We start from the raw sequence: 21,370 nt of genomic DNA on the forward strand, positions 1-21,370 counted from the left end.
ACCACCCCGGAGGAGGCGGCGGTACACCCCTGGGGGTGTGCTCGCATCGACGAGCCGTGCGGTAGCGTCCGACCATGACCCGCCGTGCGCCCCTCACCGTCGCGCTCGTCGACGACTACGACGTCGTCCTCACGGGCCTCGCGCACATGTTCGACCACTACCGCGACCGGGTGGTCGTCGCCGAGATCGACGCGAACGCCTCACTCTCCGACCGGATCGACGTCGTCCTCTACGACTCGTTCGCCCAGCCGGAGTCGGACCACCACGAGATCGCGGAGCTGGTGCGCAACGAGCGGGCCGAGCACGTGGTCGTCTACACCTGGAACTTCGTGCCGACGCTCATCGCGGACGCCCTCGAGCAGGGCGTCCACGGCTACCTCTCCAAGACCCTGCCGGCGCGGGAGCTGGTGGCCGCGCTCGAGCGGGTGGCGGCGGGCGAGGTCGTCGTCAGCGATCCTCCGCGGCGGGCGGGCAGCGCACCGGGCCTCGACTGGCCGGGCCGCCACGAGGGCATCACCGACCGGGAGTCGGAGATCCTCGCGCTCATCACTCAGGGCAAGAGCAACGCCGACGTCGCCGCCCTCACCTACCTCAGCCCCAACACGGTGAAGTCCTACATCCGCAGCGTCTACGGCAAGATCGGCGCGACCAGCCGCACGCAGGCCGTCCTCTGGGGCGTCGACCACGGCTTCACCCCCGACCACCACCGCATCGACCACTGGCTCGGCGGCCCCTGACCCGCGCCCGCGGCACGCCACTCCGGTACGCGACCCGCCGACGAACCCGCACCCGGGAGGCGTCTCGCGGGAGGGGGCGGGGGCGCACGCACCGCTACGGTGTGGCCATGCCCCTCGACCGCGCGCCGACCATCCGCGACGTCGCGGTGCGGGCCGGAGTGTCGTACCAGACGGTCTCGCGGGTGCTCAACGACAGCCCCCAGCTGCGGCCGCGCACCCGGGAGCGCGTGCTCGCCGCGATCGAGGACCTCGGCTTCCGCCCCAGCGCCGCCGCCCGCGCCCTGGCGACGAGCCGCTCCGGCCTGATCGGGATCCTCGCCGCCGAGAGCCACAGCTTCTACGGCACCGCCACCGCGATGGCCGCGATCGAGCAGGCGGCGCGCGACGCGGGCTACCGGGTCCCGGTCGTGAACGCGGCGCCGGACGCGGAGTCGCTGGCCGACGGTCTCGCCCACCTGCAGCGGGAGTCGGTGGAGGCGATCGTGGTCCTCGCCCCGCAGGAGCGCGCGCTGGAGGCGATCGAGAGCCTCGCGATCGGCGTCCCGTCGGTGACGCTCGGCGCGACGGACCGCGGCGCCGACTCCCTGCTCCTCGTCGACCAGGCGGCCGGAGCGCGACTGGCGACCGAGCACCTCGTCGGCCTCGGCCACACCCGCATCGCGCACCTCGCCGGTCCGCAGCACTGGGTGGATGCGCAGGCGCGGCTCGAGGGCTTCGGCGCCGGGATGAGCGCGGCCGGCCTCGACCCCGTCGCCGTCGTGGAGGGCGACTGGAGCGCCGAGTCCGGCTACCGCGCCGGCCTCCGCCTCCTCGACTCCTCGCCCCGGCCGACCGCGGTGTTCGCCGGCAACGACCAGATGGCCCTCGGACTCCTGCACGCCTGCACCGAGCGGGGACTGCGCGTGCCCGAGGACCTCAGCGTCGTCGGCTTCGACGACGTCCCCGAGGCGGCGCACTACCAGCCGCCGCTGACCACCATCCGCCAGGACTTCGCGGAGGTCGGCCGCCGCACGATCGGCGTCGTGCTCGCGGAGCTGCGCGGCGAGGAGCCCGCCGTCGACCGCCCGGTGCCGCCGGTGCTGGTGGAGCGGGCGTCGACGACTCAGGCCTGAGCAGCACCGGCCCCCGCCTCACCCCGCGTGCGGCAGCAGCACCTCCACGCGCCCCTCGCGCACCCGAGTCTGGAACCGCGGCTGCGGCGAGGTGGCCGGCCCCCGCAGCACCTCGCCGGTCTCGAGCGAGAAGGCGCTGCCGTGCCACGGGCAGGCGACGCACGCCTCCCCCGAGCCGTCCGCCGAGACCTCGCCCTCGTCGAGCGGGCCCGAGAGGTGGCTGCAGACGTTCGAGAGCACGTCGATCCGCTCGCCCCGCCGGAAGGCGAGCAGGGGGAGGCCCGCGACCTCCCTCCTCACCGGCGTGCGCTCCGGCAGGTCCGCCAGGGCGCCGAGCTCCTGCCAGCCCGAGGGGAAGCGGTGCGGCACGTCCTCCGCGTGGTTGGCCCCCGCCGCCTGCCGGTAGCTGAGGTGGCCGCCCAGGTAGCCGCCGCCCGAGACGACGGCGAGCCCGAGCATCCCGAGCACCTTCCCGCTCGTGGTGCGCCCGCGGCGGCGCTGCACCCACGACGCGGCGTAGAGGCCCGTCGCGACCACGTTGGCCGCCGAGTGCACCAGCCCGACGCGGGTCTGCTGCTCGTGCAGCTCCGACCAGTCGGTGAAGCCGGAGGCGGCGGTCGGCAGGACGCTAATCACGCCGACGCCGACGAGGGTCCTCGCCGCGCGCTGGTTCCCCGGCAGCAGGTCGAGCACCGCCGCCGACACCCAGGCGCCGGTGGGCACGAGGACGAGCAGCGGATGGACGGGGTGGCCGACCGGGACGCCGTGCAGCACGTCCCGCACCGGCTGCGGCCGGACCACCGCGTTCACGGCCCGCTTCACCCGGCCGACGAGCGGATCGAGGGCGGCGGCGTTCTCGAGGCGGGTGACGAGTCTGACGAGTCTGATCTCACGCATGCCTCATGCGACCAAGCGGGCGGCCCCGGCGGAAGGGGCTTGCGGCGGAGGAGGAGCAGTCGGACCCCGTCGGGCGGCCCCTCGCTTGCCGACCCCGAGCCGTTTCGCCTACGCTGACCCGGGGCTTTGTGAACGGTCACATCGCCCGAGCGAGGAGCATGATGGACCAGCGTAGGCCCACCCCCGCCGACGTGATCACGAGCGGCGCCACCGCCCTCGGCATCGAGCTCGGCTCCACCCGGATCAAGGCGTGCCTGGTCGACGCGGCCGACCCGTCCGTGGTCCTGGCCGTCGGCAGCCACGAGTGGGAGAACCAGTTCGTCGACCGCCGCTGGACCTACTCCCTCGACGCCGTCCACGCGGGCCTCCAGGCCGCCTACGCGGACCTCGTCGCCGACGCCTCGTCGCGCCACGGCGTGCAGCTCTCCTCCGTCGGGGCGCTCGGCGTCTCGGCGATGATGCACGGCTACCTCCCCTTCGATGCGGACGGCGGGCTGCTCGTCCCCTTCCGCACCTGGCGCAACACCAGCACAGGCCCCGCGTCGGCCGAGCTCACCGAGCTGTTCGGCGCCAACATCCCGCTGCGCTGGTCGCTCGCGCACCTGCACCAGGCGGTCCTCGACTCCGAGCCGCACGTCGAGCGGATCGACTTCCTCACCACCCTCGCCGGATACGTGCACTGGCGCCTCACCGGCGAGAAGGTCCTCGGAGTCGGCGACGCCTCCGGCATGGTCCCGACCGACCCGGCGACCCGCGACTACGACCAGCGCGTCGTCGACCTCTACGACGAGCGCGCGGCCGGCGCCGTGAAGCCCCTGCGCGAGCTGCTGCCCGCCGTGCTCCCCGCGGGCGCCGACGCCGGCTCGCTCACCGCCGAGGGCGCGCTCCTGCTCGACCCCACCGGCGCCCTCCGGCCCGGCGCCCCCGCCTGCCCGCCCGAGGGCGACGCCGGCACCGGCATGGTGGCGACCAACTCCGTCGCCCCGCGCACCGGCAACGTCAGCGCCGGCACCAGCATCTTCGCCATGGTCGTCCTCGAGGGCCCGCTGGAGAGCGTGCACCACGAGCTCGACCTCGTCGCGACCCCCGCCGGCGACCTCGTCGCGATGGTCCACTGCAACAACGGAGCCAGCGAGCTCGCCGGCTGGGTCGGCCTGTTCTCGCGGTTCGCCGCCGCGTCCGGCGGACCCTCCGACAGCGACGCCGTCTACGGCACCCTCTTCGCCGAGGCGCTCGAGGGCGAGGCGGACGCGGGCGGACTGCTCGCCTACAACCACCTCGCGGGCGAGCCGATCGCCGGGCTCGTCGAGGGCCGCCCGCTCGTCGTGCGCACCCCCGACTCGCGCCTCACGCTCGCCAACTTCATGCGCGCGCAGCTCTACGGCGTGTTCGGCACGCTGGCTCTGGGCATGCGCGTCCTCGCGGGCGAGGGCGTCCGGATCGACGAGATGTTCGCGCACGGAGGCATGTTCCGCACCGCCGGGGTCGCCCAGCGCTTCCTCGCCGGCGCGCTCGACGCCCCCGTCTCGGTCGCCGCGACCGCCTCCGAGGGCGGCCCGTGGGGCATGGCGGTGCTCGCCGCCTACCGCCTGCAGAGCGGAGTCGCGCTCGACGCGTACCTCACCGATCAGGTCTTCGGCGACTCCGGCTTCGAGACCGTCGCCCCCGACGCGGACGACGTCGCCGGCTTCTCCGCCTACCTCGAGCGCTACCGCGCCGGCCTCGCCGTCGAGCAGACCGCCGTCGAGACCCTCACCGACCCGCAGAACCAGGGAGCCACCGCATGACCACCCAGACCCCCGCCGTCGAGGAGGCGATCGCCCGCGTCCGCGAGGACGTCGCGCGGCTGCACTCCGAGCTCGTCCGCTACGGCCTCGTCATCTGGACCGGCGGCAACATCTCGGGCCGCGTGCCCGGCGCCGACCTCTTCGTGATCAAGCCCAGCGGCGTCTCCTACGACGACCTCGCGCCCGAGAACATGATCCTCTGCGACCTCGACGGGAACGTCGTCCCCGGCACCCCCGGCAGCGACCGCAGCCCCTCCAGCGACACCGCGGCGCACGCCTACGTGTACCGCGAGATGCCCGAGGTCGGCGGAGTCGTGCACACGCACTCCACCTATGCGACCGCGTGGGCGGCCCGCGCCGAGTCGATCCCCTGCGTCATCACCGCGATGGCCGACGAGTTCGGCGGGGAGATCCCCATCGGCCCGTTCGCGATCATCGGCGACGACTCCATCGGCCGCGGCATCGTCGCGACCCTCAGCGGCCACCGCTCGCGCGCGGTCCTGATGCAGAACCACGGCGTCTTCACCATCGGCAAGGACGCGAAGGACGCCGTCAAGGCGGCCGTCATGGCCGAGGACGTCGCCCGCACCGTGCACCTCGCGCGCCAGGGCGGCGAGCTCGTCCCCATCCCGCAGGAGTCGATCGACGCCCTGTTCGACCGCTACCAGAACGTCTACGGACAGAACCCCACCGGAGCCATCGCATGAGCGTGTACCAGAGCATCATCCCCGACCTCGCCACCCGCACCGTCTGGTTCCTGACCGGCAGCCAGGACCTCTACGGCGAGGACACCCTCCGCCAGGTCGCCGAGCAGTCGCAGGCCGTCGTCGCGCAGCTGAACGAGGCGGGCGCGATCCCCGTGACCGTCGAGTGGAAGCCGGTGCTGAAGAGCTCCGACGCCATCCGCCGCACCATGATCGAGGCGAACTCCGACGACTCCGTCGTCGGCGTCATCACCTGGATGCACACCTTCAGCCCCTCGAAGATGTGGATCCACGGCTTCGACGCGCTCGCCAAGCCGCTGCTGCACTTCCACACCCAGGCGAACGTCGCCCTGCCGTGGCAGGACATCGACTTCGACTTCATGAACCTCAACCAGGCCGCGCACGGCGACCGCGAGCACGGCTACATCCTCAGCCGGATGAGCGTGCCCCGGAAGACGGTCGTCGGCCACGCGAGCGACGCCCGCGTCACCGAGGCCATCGGCACCTGGTCGCGCGCGGCCGCCGGCTGGTCCGCCTCGCAGAGCATGAAGGTCGCCCGCTTCGGCGACAATATGCGCAACGTCGCCGTCACCGAGGGCGACAAGACCGAGGCCGAGATCCGCCTCGGCGTCAGCGTCAACACCTGGGGAGTGAACGAGCTCGTCGAGCGCGTCGACGCCGCCACCTCCGAGCAGATCGACGCCCTCGTCGCGGAGTACGTCGAGAGCTACGACGTGGTCCCCGAGCTGCTCCCCGGCGGCGAGCGCCACGAGTCGCTCCGCTACGGCGCCGCGGTCGAGATCGGCCTGCGCTCGTTCCTGGAGGAGGGCGGCTTCGAGGCGTTCACCGACAGCTTCGAGGACCTCGGCGGACTCCGCCAGCTCCCCGGACTCGCCGTGCAGCGCCTCATGGCCGACGGCTACGGCTTCGGCGGAGAGGGCGACTGGAAGACGGCCGTCCTCATCCGCATCGCCGCCGTCATGGGCGCCGGCCTCCCCGGCGGCACCAGCCTGATGGAGGACTACACCTACGACATGACGCCCGGCGAGGAGCTCATCCTCGGCGCGCACATGCTCGAGGTGTCGCCGTCCCTGTCGTCGAAGCGCGCCTCGCTCGAGATCCACCCGCTGGGCATCGGCGGCCGCGAGGACCCGGTGCGCCTGGTCTTCACCGCCGACGCCGGCGACGCGGTCGTGGTCGCGCTGAGCGACGTGCGTGAGCGCTTCCGCCTGGTCGCGAACAAGGTCCGGAACGTCGAGCCGCCCCAGACGCTTCCGCACCTGCCCGTCGGCCGCGCCGTCTGGCAGCCCGCTCCGGACTTCGGCACCAGCGCCGCCGCCTGGATCACCGCCGGTGCCGCGCACCACACGGTGATGACGACGCAGATCGGCCTGGAGGCGTGGGAGGACTTCGCCCGCATCGCCGGCGTCGAGCTCCTGGTGATCGACGAGTCGACCACCCTCCGCGGCTTCGAGTCCGACATCCGCTCGAACGCGGCGTACTACCGCCTGTCCCAGGGCCTGTAGATCCTGCGAGGCCGGACGGCCGGCTCCCCGCGGGGGGCCGGCCGTCCGTCGTTCCCGGCGAGCCGCCGGGTCGGGGCGGGGGGCCCGCCGCCGAAACCGACCTGGATCGCGTCGGCGATCGAGGGCGGATCGCCCGCTCCGGCCCGTTCGGCGCCCGCTGCAGCGTCCCGGCCCCGGTTGCGGACGCGCTCGCAGCACGACGGAGGCCGGGAGGCCCGGACGGCCCTCGCGGGCAGTCGGTCCTTCCGGCCTCCGGGATGCAGGCGTGCGGCGGACGGTCAGTCGCGCGAGGTCGAGAACGCCGCGTCGAAGGCGTCGGCCGGCGGCGTGATCGCGTTGAGCTTCCGCACGAAGGCCAGGGCCTCGGGGGCGCCGTCGAGGCGGTCCATGCCGGCGTCCTCCCACTCGACGCTGGTCGGGCCGGTGTAGCCGATCGCGTTGAGCGCGCGGAACACCGGCTCCCACGGGACGGCGCCGTGCCCGGTCGAGACGAAGGTCCACCCGCGGCGCGGGTTCGCCCACGGCAGGTGCGAGCCGAGGACGCCGTTGCGGCCGTCGAGGTTGGTGACCGACTCCTTCACGTGAACGTGGAAGATGTGGTCGGCGAAGTCGAGCACGAACGCGACGCTGTCGAGCTGCTGCCAGACGAAGTGCGACGGGTCGAAGTTGAAGCCGAACGAGGCGCGGTGGCCGATCGCCTCGAGGGTGCGCTTGGCGGTCCAGTAGTCGTAGGCGATCTCGCTCGGGTGCACCTCGAGCGCGTAGCGGACGCCGACCTCCTCGAAGACGTCGAGGATCGGGTTCCAGCGGTCGGCGAAGTCCTGGTAGCCGGCGGCGATCCACTCGTCGGAGGCGGGCGGGAACATGGCCACGCCCTTCCAGATCGACGAGCCGGAGAAGCCGTTGACCTGCGTCACGCCGAGCGCGGCGGCGAAGCGGGCGGTGTCCTTGAGGTCCTGGGCGGCGCGCTGCCGGACGCCCTCGGGGTCGCCGTCGCCCCAGACGCGGTCGCTGAGGATGTCGCGGTGGCGCTCGTCGATCGGGTCGTCGCAGACCGCCTGGCCGGTGAGGTGGTTCGAGATCGCGAACACCTGGAGGCCGTTGCGCTCGAGGATGTCCTTCCGGCTCTGCACGTACTCCGCGTCGTCCCAGCGCGCCACGTCGATGTGGTCGCCCCAGCAGGCGATCTCGAGGCCGTCGTAGCCCCACTCCCCCGCGAGGCGCGCCACCTCCTCGAAGGGGAGGTCCGCCCACTGGCCGGTGAAGAGGGTGATCGGTCGCGTCATCGCGGATTCCTAACTCTCGACTCCCGCGCGCCGTCGCACCGGGAGAGGTAATTTGAGGGTTCACGCAACATATCAGGCACTCCCGCGAGCCCGAAAGGAACCGATCATCGCCCCGATCGCCGGCGCACTGTCGCGCACGCCCACCCTCGTCACCGCCACTGCGGCCCCGACCTGGGAGGAGGGCCTGATCGTCGGCAGCGGCCGCGTCGGCGCCGTGGTGCACGGCCCGGCCGACTCCCTGACCGTCCCGCTCGCCCACGAGCGCTGGTTCCTCCCCGTCAATCCGCGCCCGGACGCGCCCGACCTCGCCGGCGTCCGCGACGAGCTGCGCGGCGCCCTGCTGGCCGGCGACTCCGACACCGCCACCGCCCTGCTCGCCCGCGCCGCCCGCGACAGCGGCTACGACGGCGGCCTGATCTGGACCGACCCGCTCGGCCTCTGCGCGACCGTCACGCTGCGCACCCCTGGCGGCGTCGCCTCCGCGGTCCGCCTGATCGATCCGCTCGGCGGCGAGGCCGCGGTGGAGTGGACCGACGAGGACGGCGGCCGCCACGCCGTGCGCCTGCTCGCCCCGCACGGCGGCGAGGGCGTCCGGCTGGCTCTGGAGTCCTCCGCGGACACCGTCGTCACCGTCGAGCTCGCGCTCGGGGCCGGCGAGGCGACCTCCTTCGACACCGGCGTGCCCGACGCCTCGGCCGTGGTCTCGTCGCACGTCGAGGGCGGCGCCTCCGCGGTGCTCACGGCCGAGGCGGGCGAGGGCCCGACCGCGATCCGCGCCGTGACGCGGGCGACGAGCGGAGCGACGTGGCGCGTGGCCGGGGGCGCCGCCGTCTTGGACGTGGAGATCTCCGCGGGGGTCGCCCGCGTGCTCCGGCTGGACGTCGCGATCGGCGCGGCTCCCGACGCCTCCGCCGACCTCTCCTGGGAGGAGCTGCGCGACGCCCAGCGCGAGGGGCACGGCCGGCTGGTCGGCGCCTCCGTGCTGGATCTCGACGGCGCCTCCGACGCCGAGCTGACCGAGGACCTGTGGGACGCCGCCCGCTCCGGCGACGCGGGCGCCCGTCGCCGCGTGGTCGAGCTGGCCTGGCTGAGCGGCCGGGCCAACATCGTCGCGTCGACCGGCGAGCTGCCGCCGACGCTGCAGGGCGTCTGGCAGGGCACCTGGCGGCCGGCCTGGTCGGCCGACTACACGCTGAACGGCAACGTGCAGAACGGCGCGATGGCGGGGATGATCCCGACCGGCACGCCCGAGCTGGCGCTGTCGATCCTGGAGCTGGTGCTCCCGCACCTCGACGACTACCGCGAGAACGCGCGCCTCGTCTACGGGGCGGAGGGGATGCTCCTGCCGTCGCGGATGTCGACCCACGGCCGCGCCGACCACTTCGCGGCGAGCTACCCGCACCTCTTCTGGACGGGCTGCGGCGGCTGGGTGCTGCGCCTGGCCGCCGACGCCGTCGCGGCCACGGGAGACCGCGGCATCGTCGACGACCGGCTGTGGGAGCTGGCCGAGGGCGTGCTGCGCTTCGCCGAGACCGGGACGACCGTGGTCGACGGGGTGCGCCGGATCGTCCCCTCCTACTCCCCCGAGAACACACCGGGTGGTGCGCGCTCGCCGATAGCGGTCGATGCGACGATCGACGTCGCCGTGCTGCGGGACGCCGCGCGGGCGACGGCGCTGCTCGGCCGGGCCCGCGGCGACGACTCGCTCGACGAGCGCTGGGCGCGGGTGGTGGCGGAGCTGCCGGAGTACCGGGTCGCCGAGGACGGCACGCTGGCGGAGTGGATCGACCCGCGGTTCGCGGAGGAGATCGCGCACCGGCACGCGTCGCAGCTGTACCCGCTCTGGTACGCGGGCGACGCGGCCTTCGAGGGCCCCGGCGCCTCCGCGGTGCGGCTGCGGGCCGCCGCGGCGGCGACGGTGGCGGCGAAGATCGCGTGGCGGGCCGAGGCGCCGACCGCTCCTCCCGGGCGGATGGAGATGGCGTTCGGGCTGGTGCAGGTGGGCGTCGCGGCGGCGGCGCTGGGTGACGGGGAGGCGGCGCTGACCTGCGCGGAGTGGCTCGCGGTCGAGCACTGGTCACCGACGCTGACGACCCGGCACGACGCGGGGCGGATCTTCAACCTCGACGCCAGCGGCGGACTGCCGGGGCTCGTGGCGGCGATGCTGCTGGGATCGGATGACGAGACGCTGACGGTGCTGCCGGCACTGCCGTCCGCGTGGGCGCGGGGTGCCGTGACGGGGCTGCGCGCGCGCGGCGGGGTGGTCGTGGACCGGCTGGAGTGGTCGCCGGGGCGGGCGTCGCTGCGGGTGCGGCGGGTGCCGAGCGCGGAGTGGCTGGCACCGGCGGGCGGGACGCGGGTGCGCACGCTGCGCGACGCGGTGCTGCGCGTCGACGGGCGCGAGGTGTCGGGCGGGCTGGAGCTCGGTGCGGAGGCGGTGCGCGTCGACGTGGAGTGGCGCGGCTGAGGGCGCTGCGGAGGGTGCGGGTGCTGCACGCGTAACGAGCTCCGCTCCGCCGACGGAGGCGGAGCAGCGCACCGGGTGTCGTCCCCGCTGGCCGCCGGACCCGCCGTGTGGCCGCGTCGACGTGAGAACGAGACGCGCGCCGGATGCGGTGGGTCGGGTCAGCTCCGCGAGTGCCCGTAGCGGTCGTAGACGCGGTTGCGGGCCGCCCGCTCGGCGGCGGGCAGGCGCTGCGCGTCGGCGATCTCGTAGACGCCGAAGGTGTCGCGCAGGCGCGAGGCCGGGTCGACCTCGACGAAGGTGCACCAGGGCAGCCAGTGGTGGTGGCTGCGCAGGGTCTGGGTCGCGAAGTCGCCGCTCTCGTGGCCGAGGCCGGGCATCGCGTAGCCGATGCTGCCGTCGACGTCGGTCGACTGGCGGGTGTTGCGGTGCAGGAACTCGGCGAAATCGAGGTAGTGCTCGTCGCCCGTGATCAGGTGCAGTCGGTAGTAGCTGTACGAGCAGGCCGCCATGTAGACGTCGGCGCCGCCGCCGAGGGTGATGATGCTCTGTCCGCTGATCGAGTACCGGTTGAAGGGATGCGCCCAGGGCGCGCGGACCGGGAAGGACCACGCGTAGGTCCAGGTCTCCGTGTAGTCGGCGGCGCGGACGGCGCCCTCCAGCCAGCGCGGCTCCTCCGTCAGGTCGTACAGCGCGAGGAAGCCGAACAGCCCGTAGATGCCCGCCTCCTTGTCCTGGATCTCGGCGTTGTCGCAGGTGCCGCCGCGGTACTCCAGCGTGCGGTGGATGTTCGCGAACGACCACTCGCCGGCGCGCACCGCGGACGCGCGGTAGCGCCCCTCCCCCGTCACGAGGTGCAGCTGCACGAGGAAGCGGATCACGCTCGGGGTGTTCGAGCGCGAGTCCATCCGCACCGAGCCGTCGGCGTTGTAGGCGCGGTGGAAGCTGCCGTCGGCGTCCTGCACCTCGAGCAGCCAGTCGGCGGTCCGCCGGCAGAACTCGAGCCAGAGCGGGCGCTCGTCGCCGAGGTCGCGCAGGTGCAGGTAGGCGTCGAGGATCGCCTCGACGCCGTCGGCGAGCATCCGCAGGTAGTGCGGGTACGGCTCGAAGCCGCCGAGCGAGGGGTTGAAGCACATCCGCGGCGGGCCCGACTCGGGCAGCGCGGTCCGCGCCCAGAAGTCGACGATGCCGACGCCCTGCTCGAACGCCTCCGGCACGCCCTCGCGGTCGCCGTAGCGCAGCAGCTGGTAGCCGATGCCGGGCTGCTGCCCGACGAAGCCGAACTGGAAGGAGACGCTCGAGACGTCGAGGTCCGGCAGCTGGCAGGCGAACGGCAGGCCCCAGGAGTCGCCGTAGCGGCGGGTGAGGCGCTGGAGGATCGCCATGCCGTGGTGGAAGTGCCGCTCGTTGTCGACCTCGAACAGGTCGTCGCGGAGCCGGGCGTAGGTGCTGCGCCAGGTGGCGCGCATCATCGTCGCGAAGTCGTCGTACCGACCGAGGTCGACCGCGACGGCGTAGCGCTGGCGGAAGCCGACCTCGACCGGGTGGTTCACCCGCTGCAGGGCCTTCGGGGCGGCGTCGTAGTCGAGGCCGGAGTAGGGGTTGTCGATCGGGCGCTCGCCGTCGGCGCCCGGGTGGACGTAGTCGATCGACAGGCCCGCGGGCGGCACGTCGAGCGGGGTCCGCACGCCGAAGCCGTAGTAGAGGTAGTTCAGCGTCGTGCCCTGCGGGCGGCTCAGGCCGATCGAGCCGACGGTGCACTCCGGGTCGGTGAAGTTCTCCGAGCGGACCACGTCCAGGCGCGGCAGCGTCGCGTCGGCCGCCCAGCGCGAGAGCGCCACGGTCTCGCCGGTCGCGAGGCTCTGCGCGGCGAACAGCGGCAGCGCGTAGTGCGTCTCGGTGCGCCAGAAGTACTCGCTGCCGGGGTCGCGGCCCATCGCGTCGGCGGGCCCGAAGGCGTTGTCGCGGTACCAGGCGCCGGGGGCGAAGCACTCGTAGTCGCGGAGGTCGTCGGACCCGGTCAGCCCGAGCGAGACGGCGGTGGAGAAGCCGAGGTCGCCGCCGGCCGCCAGCACCTCGACGTCGCGGTGCACGGAGAAGCCGTCGCCCGCGACGCGCCAGACGTCGGTGACGGCGAAGGCCGACCCGGAGCGGACGGTGATCGTCCCGCTCGCGGTGATCGCCCCCTCCGACAGCGAGACGTCGTCGTAGGGCGCGCCGGAGTACTCGCTGATCGCGGCGACGGTCTTGACCGTGACGCGCAGCGGCCGGTCGTTCGCGTAGAGGACGCGCTCGCCCGCGAGCACCTCGAGGCCGCCCGCCTCGACGCGGAGGGTGTAGTCGCCGGAGCGCAGTTCCACGGTGGTTCCTTCCCGGAGGGTCATCTCAGCTCTTCTCGTCGTGCGCGCGGGGGCCGGCCGGTCGGGCGGCCCCGGCCGGCTCGTCCTCGAGCCGCTGCGCCCCCGGATCGAAGCGCCGCGAGCCCGGCCGGAACAGCAGTGCGACGCCGCCCTCGACCAGCCCCGCGAGCAGCAGCAGGATCGCGAACGGGATCAGCGAGATCTCGGCCCACGCGCCCATCACCGGCATCACCAGTCCGGCCGCTGTGAAGCTGACCGTGCCGAGGATCGCCGTGACGCTGCCCGCCTCGCTCGACGGGCCCTGCAGCGAGAGGTACTGCACCGGGGCGAAGCCGAGCGAGCGGCCGGCCAGCGCGAACGTCAGCGCGCCGACGACGACGAGCAGCGGCTGCGTGCCGGTGAGCGCGAGCACCGCGACCACGACGGCGCCGAGCGCCGTGACGATCGCCGAGGCGAACATCGCGAACCGGGGTCCGAACCGCGGCACGATCACCCGTCCCGTCGTCTGCCCGACCGCGATCGTCACGAGCGAGGTGACCAGGAACAGCAGCCCGTACAGGTCGGGCCCGACCGCGTAGACGTTCGTGTAGAGGAAGGGAGCGGTCGCGAGATACGCGAAGCCGACCGACCAGCCCGCGGCCGAGGCGGCGGCGAGCGCCAGCACGCGCGGCCGGCGGAGCATCCCGAAGGAGTTGCGCAGCGACGGGCCGAGCCCGCCCTGGTGCCGCCGCTCGCGGGGCAGCGTCTCGGGCAGCACCAGGAGCGCGATCACGGTCGCGAGCGCTCCCCAGGCGGCGACCGCGAGGAAGGAGCCGCGCCAGTCGATCACCTTGGTCAGCTGCGCGCCGACGGAGGGCACCAGGATCGGGAAGACCGAGACGATCACGGCGAGGTTCGCGAGCATCGTGACGAGCCGCTTGCCGCTGTAGAGGTCGCGGACGATGGCGGTGACGACGACGCCCGCGGCGGTGCAGGCGGCGCCCTGGACGAAGCGGGCCGAGAGCAGCACGGCGGTGTCGGAGGTCATCGCCGCGACGAGGCTCGCCGCGATGTGCAGCGCCGCCGAGACGCCGAGCGGCCACTTGCGGCCGACCGCGTCGCTGAGCGGTCCGGAGATGAGCTGGCCGGCCGCGAAGCCGAAGGTGGCGCCGGTGACGACCAGCTGGGCGGTCGCCACCGAGACGCCGAGATCCTCCTGCAGCGTCGGCAGGAACGGCAGCACCAGGTCGATGGTGAGCGGCCCGAAGCCGACGAGCATCGCGAAGATCGGCAGCAGGAGGCGGCCGCGGGGCATCGCCCGGACGGCGGTGGAGGCGGTGGAGGCGGTCATGAGCGCGGAGCGCAGGTCACGGAGGGGATCCTGTCCATCAGCTCCCGGCCGAGACCGGGAAGTAGAGCGAGAAGGGTTCGTCGACGACCTCGTGCAGAGGCCGGAAGCGGACGGCGGCGGGCTGGCCGACGGCGCGGTAGCCGCGCAGCCACTGGGTCCACTGCCGCTCGTTGTCGGGGGCGAGCAGGGCGGGGGCGTCCTCGAGGCGCCCCCGCAGCGCGATCTCGCGGTCGACGAGGCCGGCCAGCACGATCGGGCCCTCGACGAAGGCGACCGTGCCCGGCTCGTCCGGGATCGGCACGGCGCGGATCTCGGTGCCGAAGGCGAGGTCGACGCTCGTGCGGCCGCCGAGGTGCTCGATCAGGAGCGCGCCGTCGCCCGCCCGGACGCGCTCGGCGTCGCCCGCGACCCCCGGCTCGCCGACGGTCCACTCCGGCACCCGCAGCCGCACGTGCAGCGCGACCCCCTCCTCCGAGACGATCTCGACCCGGATCCGCGAGGCGGTGGGGCGGTGCACGTCGCCCGCGGCACCCGCGTTGGCGTCCGGGCCGACGTAGCCGGCGGTGTCGAGCACCTCGACCCGCACCGCCGCGTCGCCGGCGGCTGTCGGCAGGCGCAGGCTCGCGTCGACGTGCTGCGCGATCGTCAGCTCGGCGTCGCCGCGGCGGTAGAAGACGAGCCCGGAGTGGCGCGTGTGCGCCTGCACCAGCGTGCCGTGGCAGCACCAGAAGTCCTCGGTCGGGCTGCCCCAGTCCTTGCGGGCGCCGCCCTCGAGCGGCAGGAAGTAGGCGACCATCCCGGTCCGCGGGTTCTGCTGGGCGAGGAGGCCGTTCCAGAGGTTCCGCTCGATGTAGTCGGCGTAGGCGAGGTCGCCGGTCCAGCGCAGCAGCACGTCGGCCAGCCGGATCATGTTGTAGACGACGCAGTGCTCCTGCGTCTTCTCGCCGCGGCGAGCGGCGAACGCGAAGGGCGGCGTCCAGATCTCGCCGGAGGTCTGACCGCCCGTGCAGAAGGTGCCGCGGAGGGTGACCGCCTGCTCCCAGTAGGCCTCGACGATCCTCCGCCAGCGCTCGTCGCCGGTGACCTCGTAGGCGCGGGCGGCACCGAGCACCTCGGGGATCGTGGTGTTGGCGTGCATGTTGGTCAGCACGTCGCGGCCCTCGAGCAGGCCCTCGAAGAGGGAGCGGCGGTCGTAGCGGCCGAGCAGCTCGGTGTAGACGGGGTCGCCGGTGATCGCGAGGAGGTCGGCCCAGACCTCGAGCATGCCGCCGGTCTCGACCTCGAGGATCTCCTGGAACGCGGCGTCGTCGAATCCGCGGACCCACTCCAGCAGCGGGACCGTGGCGGCCCGCGCCATCCGCAGCGCCCGCTCGTCGCCGAGGTCGAGGTGCAGGTCGACGAGGCCCATCAGCAGCTTGTGCATCGCGTACTGCGGCGCCCAGATGGGGCGGCCGGTCGCGAGGCGGTCGAGGTAGCCGCGCGGGATCGCCCAGATCCAGCCGCCGCCGTTCTCCTCCTGGCAGCGCTCGAGTCCGTCGAGCACGGAGTCGATCCGGACGCGCAGCAGCGGGTCGCCGGTGACCGCGACCTCGCGGGCCGCGGCGGAGAGCCAGTGGCCGAGGAAGTGCCCGCGCAGCTGCGAGCCCGGCGTCTCCCAGCCCCAGTGCCGGTCGAGGCCGCGGGCCTCGCGCGAGTCCTGCGAGGGGTGCAGGTGCCAGCCCTGGTCGCCAGTCCCGGCCTCGATCAGGAAGTTCTGCAGCAGCCCCTCGTCGGTGAGCGAGAGGAGGTAGTCGCGGTTGAGCCGCCGCCGCGCGTCGAGCACCCCGCGCTCCAGGCGGGTCTCGTGCGGGGCCGGGTGGGTCAGCGGCATGGGTGCTCCTCGTCGAGGCGGTGGGTGGTGGGGGTGAGCGGTGCGAGCGGTGGTCGATCGGCGCGGGTCGATCCGCGCGGTGGTCCCTCCGACCGAGGGTCGAGATCGATCTCTCGCTGTACTCAGACCAGGATCGACGATAGGAATGGGGACATGCAATCCCCGAGAGTGATCCATCTCGTCGCCGATGACGTGTCCGCCCTCCTCACTCAGTCGGGAGGCGACCTGCCCGTGCTGCTGCACTGGGGTCCGCGACTCGACGCGAGCGACGACGATCTCGCAGCTTTCGCAAGAACTCCCGTGCGGACGGGGATCGAGGGCTCCTCCGACGTCCCCTACGAGCCCGGGATCCTGCCCGAGCACACCTTCGGCTGGGCCGGCCTGCCGGGTCTCCGGGTGCACCGGGAGGGCGCTGGCTGGTCGCCGAGACTGACCGTGGACACCGTCTCGGTGGACGGGGAGGCCCTCGCGGAGGGCGCGGTCGCGCAGGCCGGCAGCGCCGCCGTGACCGTCGAGGCGCACGACGCGCAGGCCCGGATCGGGGTCATCCTAGAGATCGTTCTCTCTCCTGCCGGACTGCTCAGGACCCGCGTCTCGGTCCGCAACGACGGCGCCGGGCACCTCGAGGTGATCGGCGTCGACCCCGCCCTCCGGATCCCGACCGAGGCACGCGAGATCCTGGACTTCTCCGGCCGCTGGGGCACCGAGAAGATCCCCCAGCGCCACCCCGTCGTCACCGGCACCCACTCCCGCTCCTCGCGGCGCGGCCGCACCGGCCTGGACGCGACGACGGTCGTCGCGGTCGGCACCCCCGGCTTCGACTCCGCCGACGGCCGGGTCTGGCTCTGCCACGTCGGCATCGGCGGCAACCACGAGCACGCGGTGGAGCGCGGCGACGGCTGGCTCGCCTTCCGCGGCGGCGAGCTGCTCCTGCCCGGCGAGGTGCGCCTCGCGAGCGGCGAGAGCTACTCCTCCCCCTGGATCTCCGGCAGCTTCGGCCACGGCCTCGACGCCGCGGCCGCCCGCTTCCACGCCCACCTCCGCGGGGTCTCCCGCTCCTCGCGCCGGCCGCACCCGGTGACGCTCAACGTCTGGGAGGCGGTCTACTTCGACCAGGACCTCGCCGTCCTCGCCGAGCTGGCCGACCGCGCCGCCGCCCTCGGGGTCGAGCGCTACGTGCTCGACGACGGCTGGTTCCTCGGCCGCAGCGACGACCGCGCCGGCCTCGGCGACTGGACGCCCGACCCCGTCGCCTGGCCCGACGGCCTCCTCCCCCTCGCCGAGCACGTCCGCGGCCTGGGCATGGAGTTCGGCCTCTGGGTCGAGCCCGAGATGATCAACGAGGACTCCGACCTCGCCCGCGCGCACCCCGACTGGATCCTGCGGGCCCGCGAGGAGCTGCCGCCGCGGTTCCGCTTCCAGCAGGTGCTCGACCTGACGAACCCCGACGCGTTCGCGCACATCCTCGGCGTGCTCGACTGCCTGGTCGCCGACCTCGGCGTCGCGTACCTCAAGTGGGACCACAACCGCGACCTGATCGACGCGGGCCACCCCGCCACCGGGACGGCCGCGGTGCACGAGCAGACGCTCGCGCTGTACCGGCTGATCGACGAGCTGCGCGCCCGGCACCCGGAGCTCGAGATCGAGAGCTGCGCCTCCGGCGGCGGCCGGGTCGACCTGGGGATCCTCGAGCGCACCGACCGCGTGCACACCTCCGACAACCAGGACCCGCTGGACCGCTCGCGGATGCTGCGCTGGACCGGGCTGCTCGTGCCGCCGGAGATGCTCGGCTCGCACGTCGCCTCGCCGGTCAACTCCGTCACCGGTCGCACCAGCGACCTGCACACCCGCTGCGCGATCGCCTTCCTCGGCCACTTCGGGATCGAGTGGGACCTCCGCGAGCTGGACGCGGAGGAGGAGCCCGTGCTGGCGGGCTGGATCGCGGCGTACCGCGAGCACCGCGGCCTGATCGCGACCGGCCGGGTCGTCGGGGGCGACGACTCCGACCCCGACGCGCCGTCGCTGCGCGGCGTCGTCGCGCCGGACGGCTCGGAGGCGCTGTACACGCTCGTCACGCCCGCGCTGACCGCGGACTCGCGCCGCCGCGTCCGCCTCCCGGGCCTGGATCCGCGGGCGCGCTACCGGATCGAGACCGCGCGCCCCGGCTCGCTCGGCCCGCCCTGGCAGAGCCCGCACTGGCTGGAGTCGACGGTGCCGCTGGACTCCGACGCCCCGGCCCCCGCCTACTCGGGGAGCCTGCTGGGCGAGGCGGGCCTGGACCTGCCGACCTTCCACGCCGACCGCGCGATCGTCCTGCGGCTCGTCCGCGAGACCGCGTGAGCACCGCCGCCGACCCCGGCGTCCTCGGCACCGCCGCCGCCGGAACCGCAGCCGCCGATCCGTCCGCCACCACTCTGGAGCACCCCGTGAACAGCACCGTCACCGTCGACCTCGACCGCCCCGGCGCCACCATCAGCCGCCACCTCTACGGTCACTTCGCCGAGCACCTCGGCCGGTGCATCTACGACGGCTTCTGGGTCGGCGAGGACTCGCCCGTCCCGAACGAGGGCGGGATCCGCCTGGACGTCGTCGAGGCCCTCCGCGCCCTCGACATCCCCAACCTCCGCTGGCCCGGCGGCTGCTTCGCCGACCGCTACCACTGGACCAACGGCATCGGCCCGCGCGAGGAGCGTCCCGGCCTGATCAACACCCAGTGGGGCGGAGTCGCGGAGGACAACTCCTTCGGCACCCACGAGTTCATGGCGCTCTGCGAGCTGCTCGGCGCCGACGCCTACATCTCGGGCAACATCGGCTCCGGCACCGTGCAGGAGATGGCGGACTGGGCCGAGTACCTCACCGGCGCGGGCAAGTCGCCGATGGCCGACCTGCGCCGCTCCCACGGCCGGGAGGAGCCGTGGACCGTCCGCTTCTGGGGGCTCGGCAACGAGACGTGGGGCTGCGGCGGCAACATGCGCGCCGGCGCCTACGCCGACCTGGCGCGGCAGTTCGGGACCTTCGTGCAGAGCGGCAACGACACTCCGCTCTACCGCGTGGCGGCCGGAGCCGACGGCGCCGACACCCACTGGACGCAGACGCTGATGGAGGTGATCCCCGAGATCGAGGGGCATCCCTTCTCCTCCGTGCCGTGGGAGTCGGTCTCGGTGCACTACTACACGATCGGCGGCAGCTGGCACGCGAAGGGCAGCGCGACCGACTTCGACGCCGACACCTACTGGAGCACAATCGTGGCCGCGCAGGGGATCGAGGAGCTGCTCCGCTCGCACGCCGCGGTGATGGACGTCCACGACCCCGAGAAGAAGTACGGGATGGTGCTCGACGAGTGGGGCACCTGGTGGGACGTGGAGCCGGGGACCCATCCGGGCTTCCTCTTCCAGCAGAACACGATCCGCGACGCGATGGTCGCGGCCTGGCACTTCGACGTCTTCCACGGCTTCGCCGACCGCCTGACGATGGCGAACATCGCGCAGACGGTGAACGTGCTGCAGGCGATGCTGCTGACCGACCCGGACGGCGGCGAGATGGTCCGCACGCCGACGTACCACGTGTTCGAGATGAACAAGGGGCACCACGACGCGACGGTGCTGCCGACCACGGTCGCCGGCCCGACGCACGCGGTCGACGGCCGCGAGATCCCCGTCGCCTCCGCCTCCGCCTCCACGAAGGACGGCCGCGTCCTGGTCTCGCTGACGAACGTCGACCTGGAGGAGCCGCTCGAGGTCTCCCTCGACTTCCGCGGTGGGACCGTGACCGGCGCGACCGGCCGCCTCCTCACCGCCGACCGCCCCGACGCGCACAACCGGCCCGGCGCCGCCGACGAGGTGACCCCCGTCGCCCTCGAGGGCATCGAGACCACGGCGACAGGACTGCGCGTCACGCTTCCCCCGCACTCCTTCGCGACCGTGACGCTGGAGCTGTCGTGATCGCCGCGCGCACGGAGGCCGCCCGCCGCCCGCCGATGGGCTGGAACAGCTGGGACTGCTTCGGCGCCTCGGTGACGGAGGAGGAGGTGCTCGCGAACGCCGAGTACCTCGCCGAGCACCTCCTGCCGCACGGCTGGGACACGGTCGTCGTCGACATCCAGTGGTACGAGCCCGATCCCGGCACGAGCGACTACCAGGAGGTGTCGGAGCCGGTGCTCGACGACTGGGGACGCCCGCAGCCCGCCGTCGGACGCTTCCCCTCCGCGGCGACGGGCGGGTTCACGGCGCTGGCCGCGCGCGTGCACGCCCTCGGCCTCCGCTTCGGCGTGCACCTGATGCGCGGCATCCCCCGGCGGGCCGTCGAGCTCGGCCTGCCGGTGCTCGGGGCGGAGGCGACCTGCGCCGACATCGCCGACCGCGGGAACGTCTGCCCGTGGAACCCCGACAACTTCGGCGTCGACATGAGCGCGCCCGGCGCGCAGCAGTACTACGACTCCGTGATGGCGCAGTTGGCCTCGTGGGGCGTCGACTTCGTGAAGCTCGACGACGTGCTCTACCCGCCGATCCAGGCGGAGGAGATCGCCGCCCTCTCGCGCGCGATCGACGCGACCGGCCGTCCGATGGTGCTGAGCCTCTCCCCCGGCAAGCAGCTCTCGCTCGAGAACCTCGAGCTGCTGCGCTCGACCGCGCAGATGTGGCGGATCTCGGACGACTTCTGGGACGACTGGGCGCACCTGCACGAGCAGTTCCAGCGGGCGGCGCGCTGGGCACCGCACCAGCGTCCCGGCGCCTGGGCCGACGCCGACATGCTGCCGCTGGGGCGGATCGGCGTGCGCGCGCACGTGGGCGAGGACCGGCTCTCGCGGTTCACGCCCGCGGAGCAGCGGACGCTCGTGACGCTGTGGTGCCTGCTCCGCTCGCCGCTGATGATGGGCGGGCACCTCCCGGACACGCCCGCCGACACCCTGGCGCTGCTGACGAACGGCGACGTCCTCGCGCTCCTCGGCAGCGACGGCAGCCGCGAGATCGTCCGCGACGGCGACCTGGTGGTGTGGTCGGCGTGGCGCGGCGACGAGCAGTGGCGCGGAGTGTTCTGGCTGGGCTCGTCGGCGCGGACCTACTCCGCGCACCTGGCCGACCTGGGCTGCTCCGGCGCGACCTCGGCCGTCGACGTGTGGAGCGGCGCCGAGCTGCCGATCGTCGGCGGCGCCGTCGAGCTCGAGCTCGAGCCGCACGGCTGCCGCCTGCTGCGCCTGGCCTGACGCGCGGGCGCCTGCTCCTGACGGTCCGGAGGCCGTCGCACTCGAGCTCGAGCGCGGCGGCCTCCGTCGTCTCGGCGCATCGGCCGCCGCCTCC

Annotated in this window: 14 protein-coding genes; 9 read left to right on the top strand and 5 right to left on the bottom strand. The window is 73.7% G+C overall.

Going from position 1 to position 21,370, the window contains the following annotated elements:
* The first annotated feature begins 74 nt into the window (after nucleotides 1-74).
* Together C5C56_RS09865 and C5C56_RS09870 are read left to right on the top strand one after the other, a co-directional pair.
* A complete protein-coding gene (locus tag C5C56_RS09865; protein WP_104319497.1) occupies nucleotides 75-737 on the top strand; it encodes a response regulator transcription factor in 663 nt (220 codons plus the stop codon).
* A gap of 107 nt (nucleotides 738-844) precedes the next feature.
* Nucleotides 845-1,849, top strand: coding sequence for a LacI family DNA-binding transcriptional regulator (locus tag C5C56_RS09870; RefSeq protein ID WP_104319498.1), 1,005 nt, complete (start codon nucleotides 845-847; stop codon nucleotides 1,847-1,849).
* 18 nt (nucleotides 1,850-1,867) lie between these two features.
* On the opposite strand, the gene C5C56_RS09875 is transcribed toward C5C56_RS09870, so the two are convergent.
* Nucleotides 1,868-2,746, bottom strand: a complete 879-nt coding sequence (locus C5C56_RS09875) for a Rieske 2Fe-2S domain-containing protein (protein ID WP_104308061.1) — start codon at nucleotides 2,744-2,746, stop codon at nucleotides 1,868-1,870.
* 161 nt (nucleotides 2,747-2,907) lie between these two features.
* On the opposite strand from C5C56_RS09875, the gene C5C56_RS09880 reads away from it, so the two are divergent.
* From C5C56_RS09880 to araA, 3 genes are read left to right on the top strand one after another with little or no spacing between them, the layout of a single operon-like run.
* A complete protein-coding gene (locus C5C56_RS09880; RefSeq protein ID WP_104226054.1) occupies nucleotides 2,908-4,533 on the top strand; it encodes a xylulokinase in 1,626 nt (541 codons plus the stop codon).
* Entirely contained in the window at nucleotides 4,530-5,240 is a 711-nt protein-coding gene (locus C5C56_RS09885) for an L-ribulose-5-phosphate 4-epimerase (RefSeq protein WP_104224687.1), read from the top strand. Before C5C56_RS09880 ends, C5C56_RS09885 begins: the two co-directional genes overlap by 4 nt.
* Nucleotides 5,237-6,763 carry an L-arabinose isomerase gene (araA, locus tag C5C56_RS09890; RefSeq protein ID WP_104319499.1) on the top strand — a complete coding sequence of 509 codons (1,527 nt, stop codon included), beginning with the start codon at nucleotides 5,237-5,239 and terminating at the stop codon, nucleotides 6,761-6,763. The genes C5C56_RS09885 and araA overlap by 4 nt, the downstream gene beginning before the upstream one ends.
* Nucleotides 6,764-7,041: 278 nt before the next feature.
* On the opposite strand, the gene C5C56_RS09895 is transcribed toward araA, so the two are convergent.
* Entirely contained in the window at nucleotides 7,042-8,049 is a 1,008-nt protein-coding gene (locus C5C56_RS09895; RefSeq protein WP_104226056.1) for a sugar phosphate isomerase/epimerase, read from the bottom strand.
* A 52-nt stretch (nucleotides 8,050-8,101) separates the two neighbouring features.
* Between C5C56_RS09895 and C5C56_RS09900 the strand changes: the two genes are divergently transcribed.
* Entirely contained in the window at nucleotides 8,102-10,516 is a 2,415-nt protein-coding gene (locus C5C56_RS09900; protein WP_146086474.1) for a glycoside hydrolase family 95-like protein, read from the top strand.
* Nucleotides 10,517-10,674: 158 nt separating this feature from the next.
* Here C5C56_RS09900 and C5C56_RS09905 read toward each other — a convergent pair whose 3' ends face one another.
* From C5C56_RS09905 to C5C56_RS09915, 3 genes are read right to left on the bottom strand one after another with little or no spacing between them, the layout of a single operon-like run.
* A complete protein-coding gene (locus C5C56_RS09905; protein WP_104319507.1) occupies nucleotides 10,675-12,873 on the bottom strand; it encodes a hypothetical protein in 2,199 nt (732 codons plus the stop codon).
* Nucleotides 12,874-12,898: 25 nt separating this feature from the next.
* A complete protein-coding gene (locus C5C56_RS09910) occupies nucleotides 12,899-14,203 on the bottom strand; it encodes a multidrug effflux MFS transporter (protein WP_104319501.1) in 1,305 nt (434 codons plus the stop codon).
* A 37-nt stretch (nucleotides 14,204-14,240) separates the two neighbouring features.
* Entirely contained in the window at nucleotides 14,241-16,073 is a 1,833-nt protein-coding gene (locus C5C56_RS09915) for a beta-L-arabinofuranosidase domain-containing protein (protein ID WP_181137582.1), read from the bottom strand.
* A 153-nt stretch (nucleotides 16,074-16,226) separates the two neighbouring features.
* On the opposite strand from C5C56_RS09915, the gene C5C56_RS09920 reads away from it, so the two are divergent.
* Genes C5C56_RS09920 through C5C56_RS09930 form a run of 3 tightly spaced genes read left to right on the top strand, consistent with a single transcriptional unit; the run spans nucleotide 16,227 to nucleotide 21,276 of the window.
* Nucleotides 16,227-18,413, top strand: coding sequence for an alpha-galactosidase (locus tag C5C56_RS09920; RefSeq protein ID WP_104319502.1), 2,187 nt, complete (start codon nucleotides 16,227-16,229; stop codon nucleotides 18,411-18,413).
* Entirely contained in the window at nucleotides 18,410-20,014 is a 1,605-nt protein-coding gene (locus C5C56_RS09925; protein ID WP_308471502.1) for an alpha-L-arabinofuranosidase C-terminal domain-containing protein, read from the top strand. The genes C5C56_RS09920 and C5C56_RS09925 overlap by 4 nt, the downstream gene beginning before the upstream one ends.
* Nucleotides 20,011-21,276 carry a glycoside hydrolase family 27 protein gene (locus C5C56_RS09930; protein WP_258065651.1) on the top strand — a complete coding sequence of 422 codons (1,266 nt, stop codon included), beginning with the start codon at nucleotides 20,011-20,013 and terminating at the stop codon, nucleotides 21,274-21,276. The genes C5C56_RS09925 and C5C56_RS09930 overlap by 4 nt, the downstream gene beginning before the upstream one ends.
* The last annotated feature ends 94 nt before the right edge of the window (nucleotides 21,277-21,370 follow it).

The sequence above is a fragment of the Rathayibacter sp. AY1D1 genome, assembly GCF_002932635.1.
In the GTDB taxonomy this organism is placed as follows: domain Bacteria; phylum Actinomycetota; class Actinomycetes; order Actinomycetales; family Microbacteriaceae; genus Rathayibacter.

Bases quoted from the DNA above. Each gene is read 5' to 3' on its own strand.
- C5C56_RS09865 (WP_104319497.1), top strand. From the start codon at position 75: ATGACCCGCCGTGCGCCCCTCACCGTCGCGCTCGTCGACGACTACGAC.
- C5C56_RS09870 (WP_104319498.1), top strand. From the start codon at position 845: ATGCCCCTCGACCGCGCGCCGACCATCCGCGACGTCGCGGTGCGGGCC.
- C5C56_RS09875 (WP_104308061.1), bottom strand. From the start codon at position 2,746: ATGCGTGAGATCAGACTCGTCAGACTCGTCACCCGCCTCGAGAACGCC.
- C5C56_RS09880 (WP_104226054.1), top strand. From the start codon at position 2,908: ATGGACCAGCGTAGGCCCACCCCCGCCGACGTGATCACGAGCGGCGCC.
- C5C56_RS09885 (WP_104224687.1), top strand. From the start codon at position 4,530: ATGACCACCCAGACCCCCGCCGTCGAGGAGGCGATCGCCCGCGTCCGC.
- araA (WP_104319499.1), top strand. From the start codon at position 5,237: ATGAGCGTGTACCAGAGCATCATCCCCGACCTCGCCACCCGCACCGTC.
- C5C56_RS09895 (WP_104226056.1), bottom strand. From the start codon at position 8,049: ATGACGCGACCGATCACCCTCTTCACCGGCCAGTGGGCGGACCTCCCC.
- C5C56_RS09910 (WP_104319501.1), bottom strand. From the start codon at position 14,203: ATGACCGCCTCCACCGCCTCCACCGCCGTCCGGGCGATGCCCCGCGGC.
- C5C56_RS09915 (WP_181137582.1), bottom strand. From the start codon at position 16,073: ATGCCGCTGACCCACCCGGCCCCGCACGAGACCCGCCTGGAGCGCGGG.
- C5C56_RS09920 (WP_104319502.1), top strand. From the start codon at position 16,227: ATGCAATCCCCGAGAGTGATCCATCTCGTCGCCGATGACGTGTCCGCC.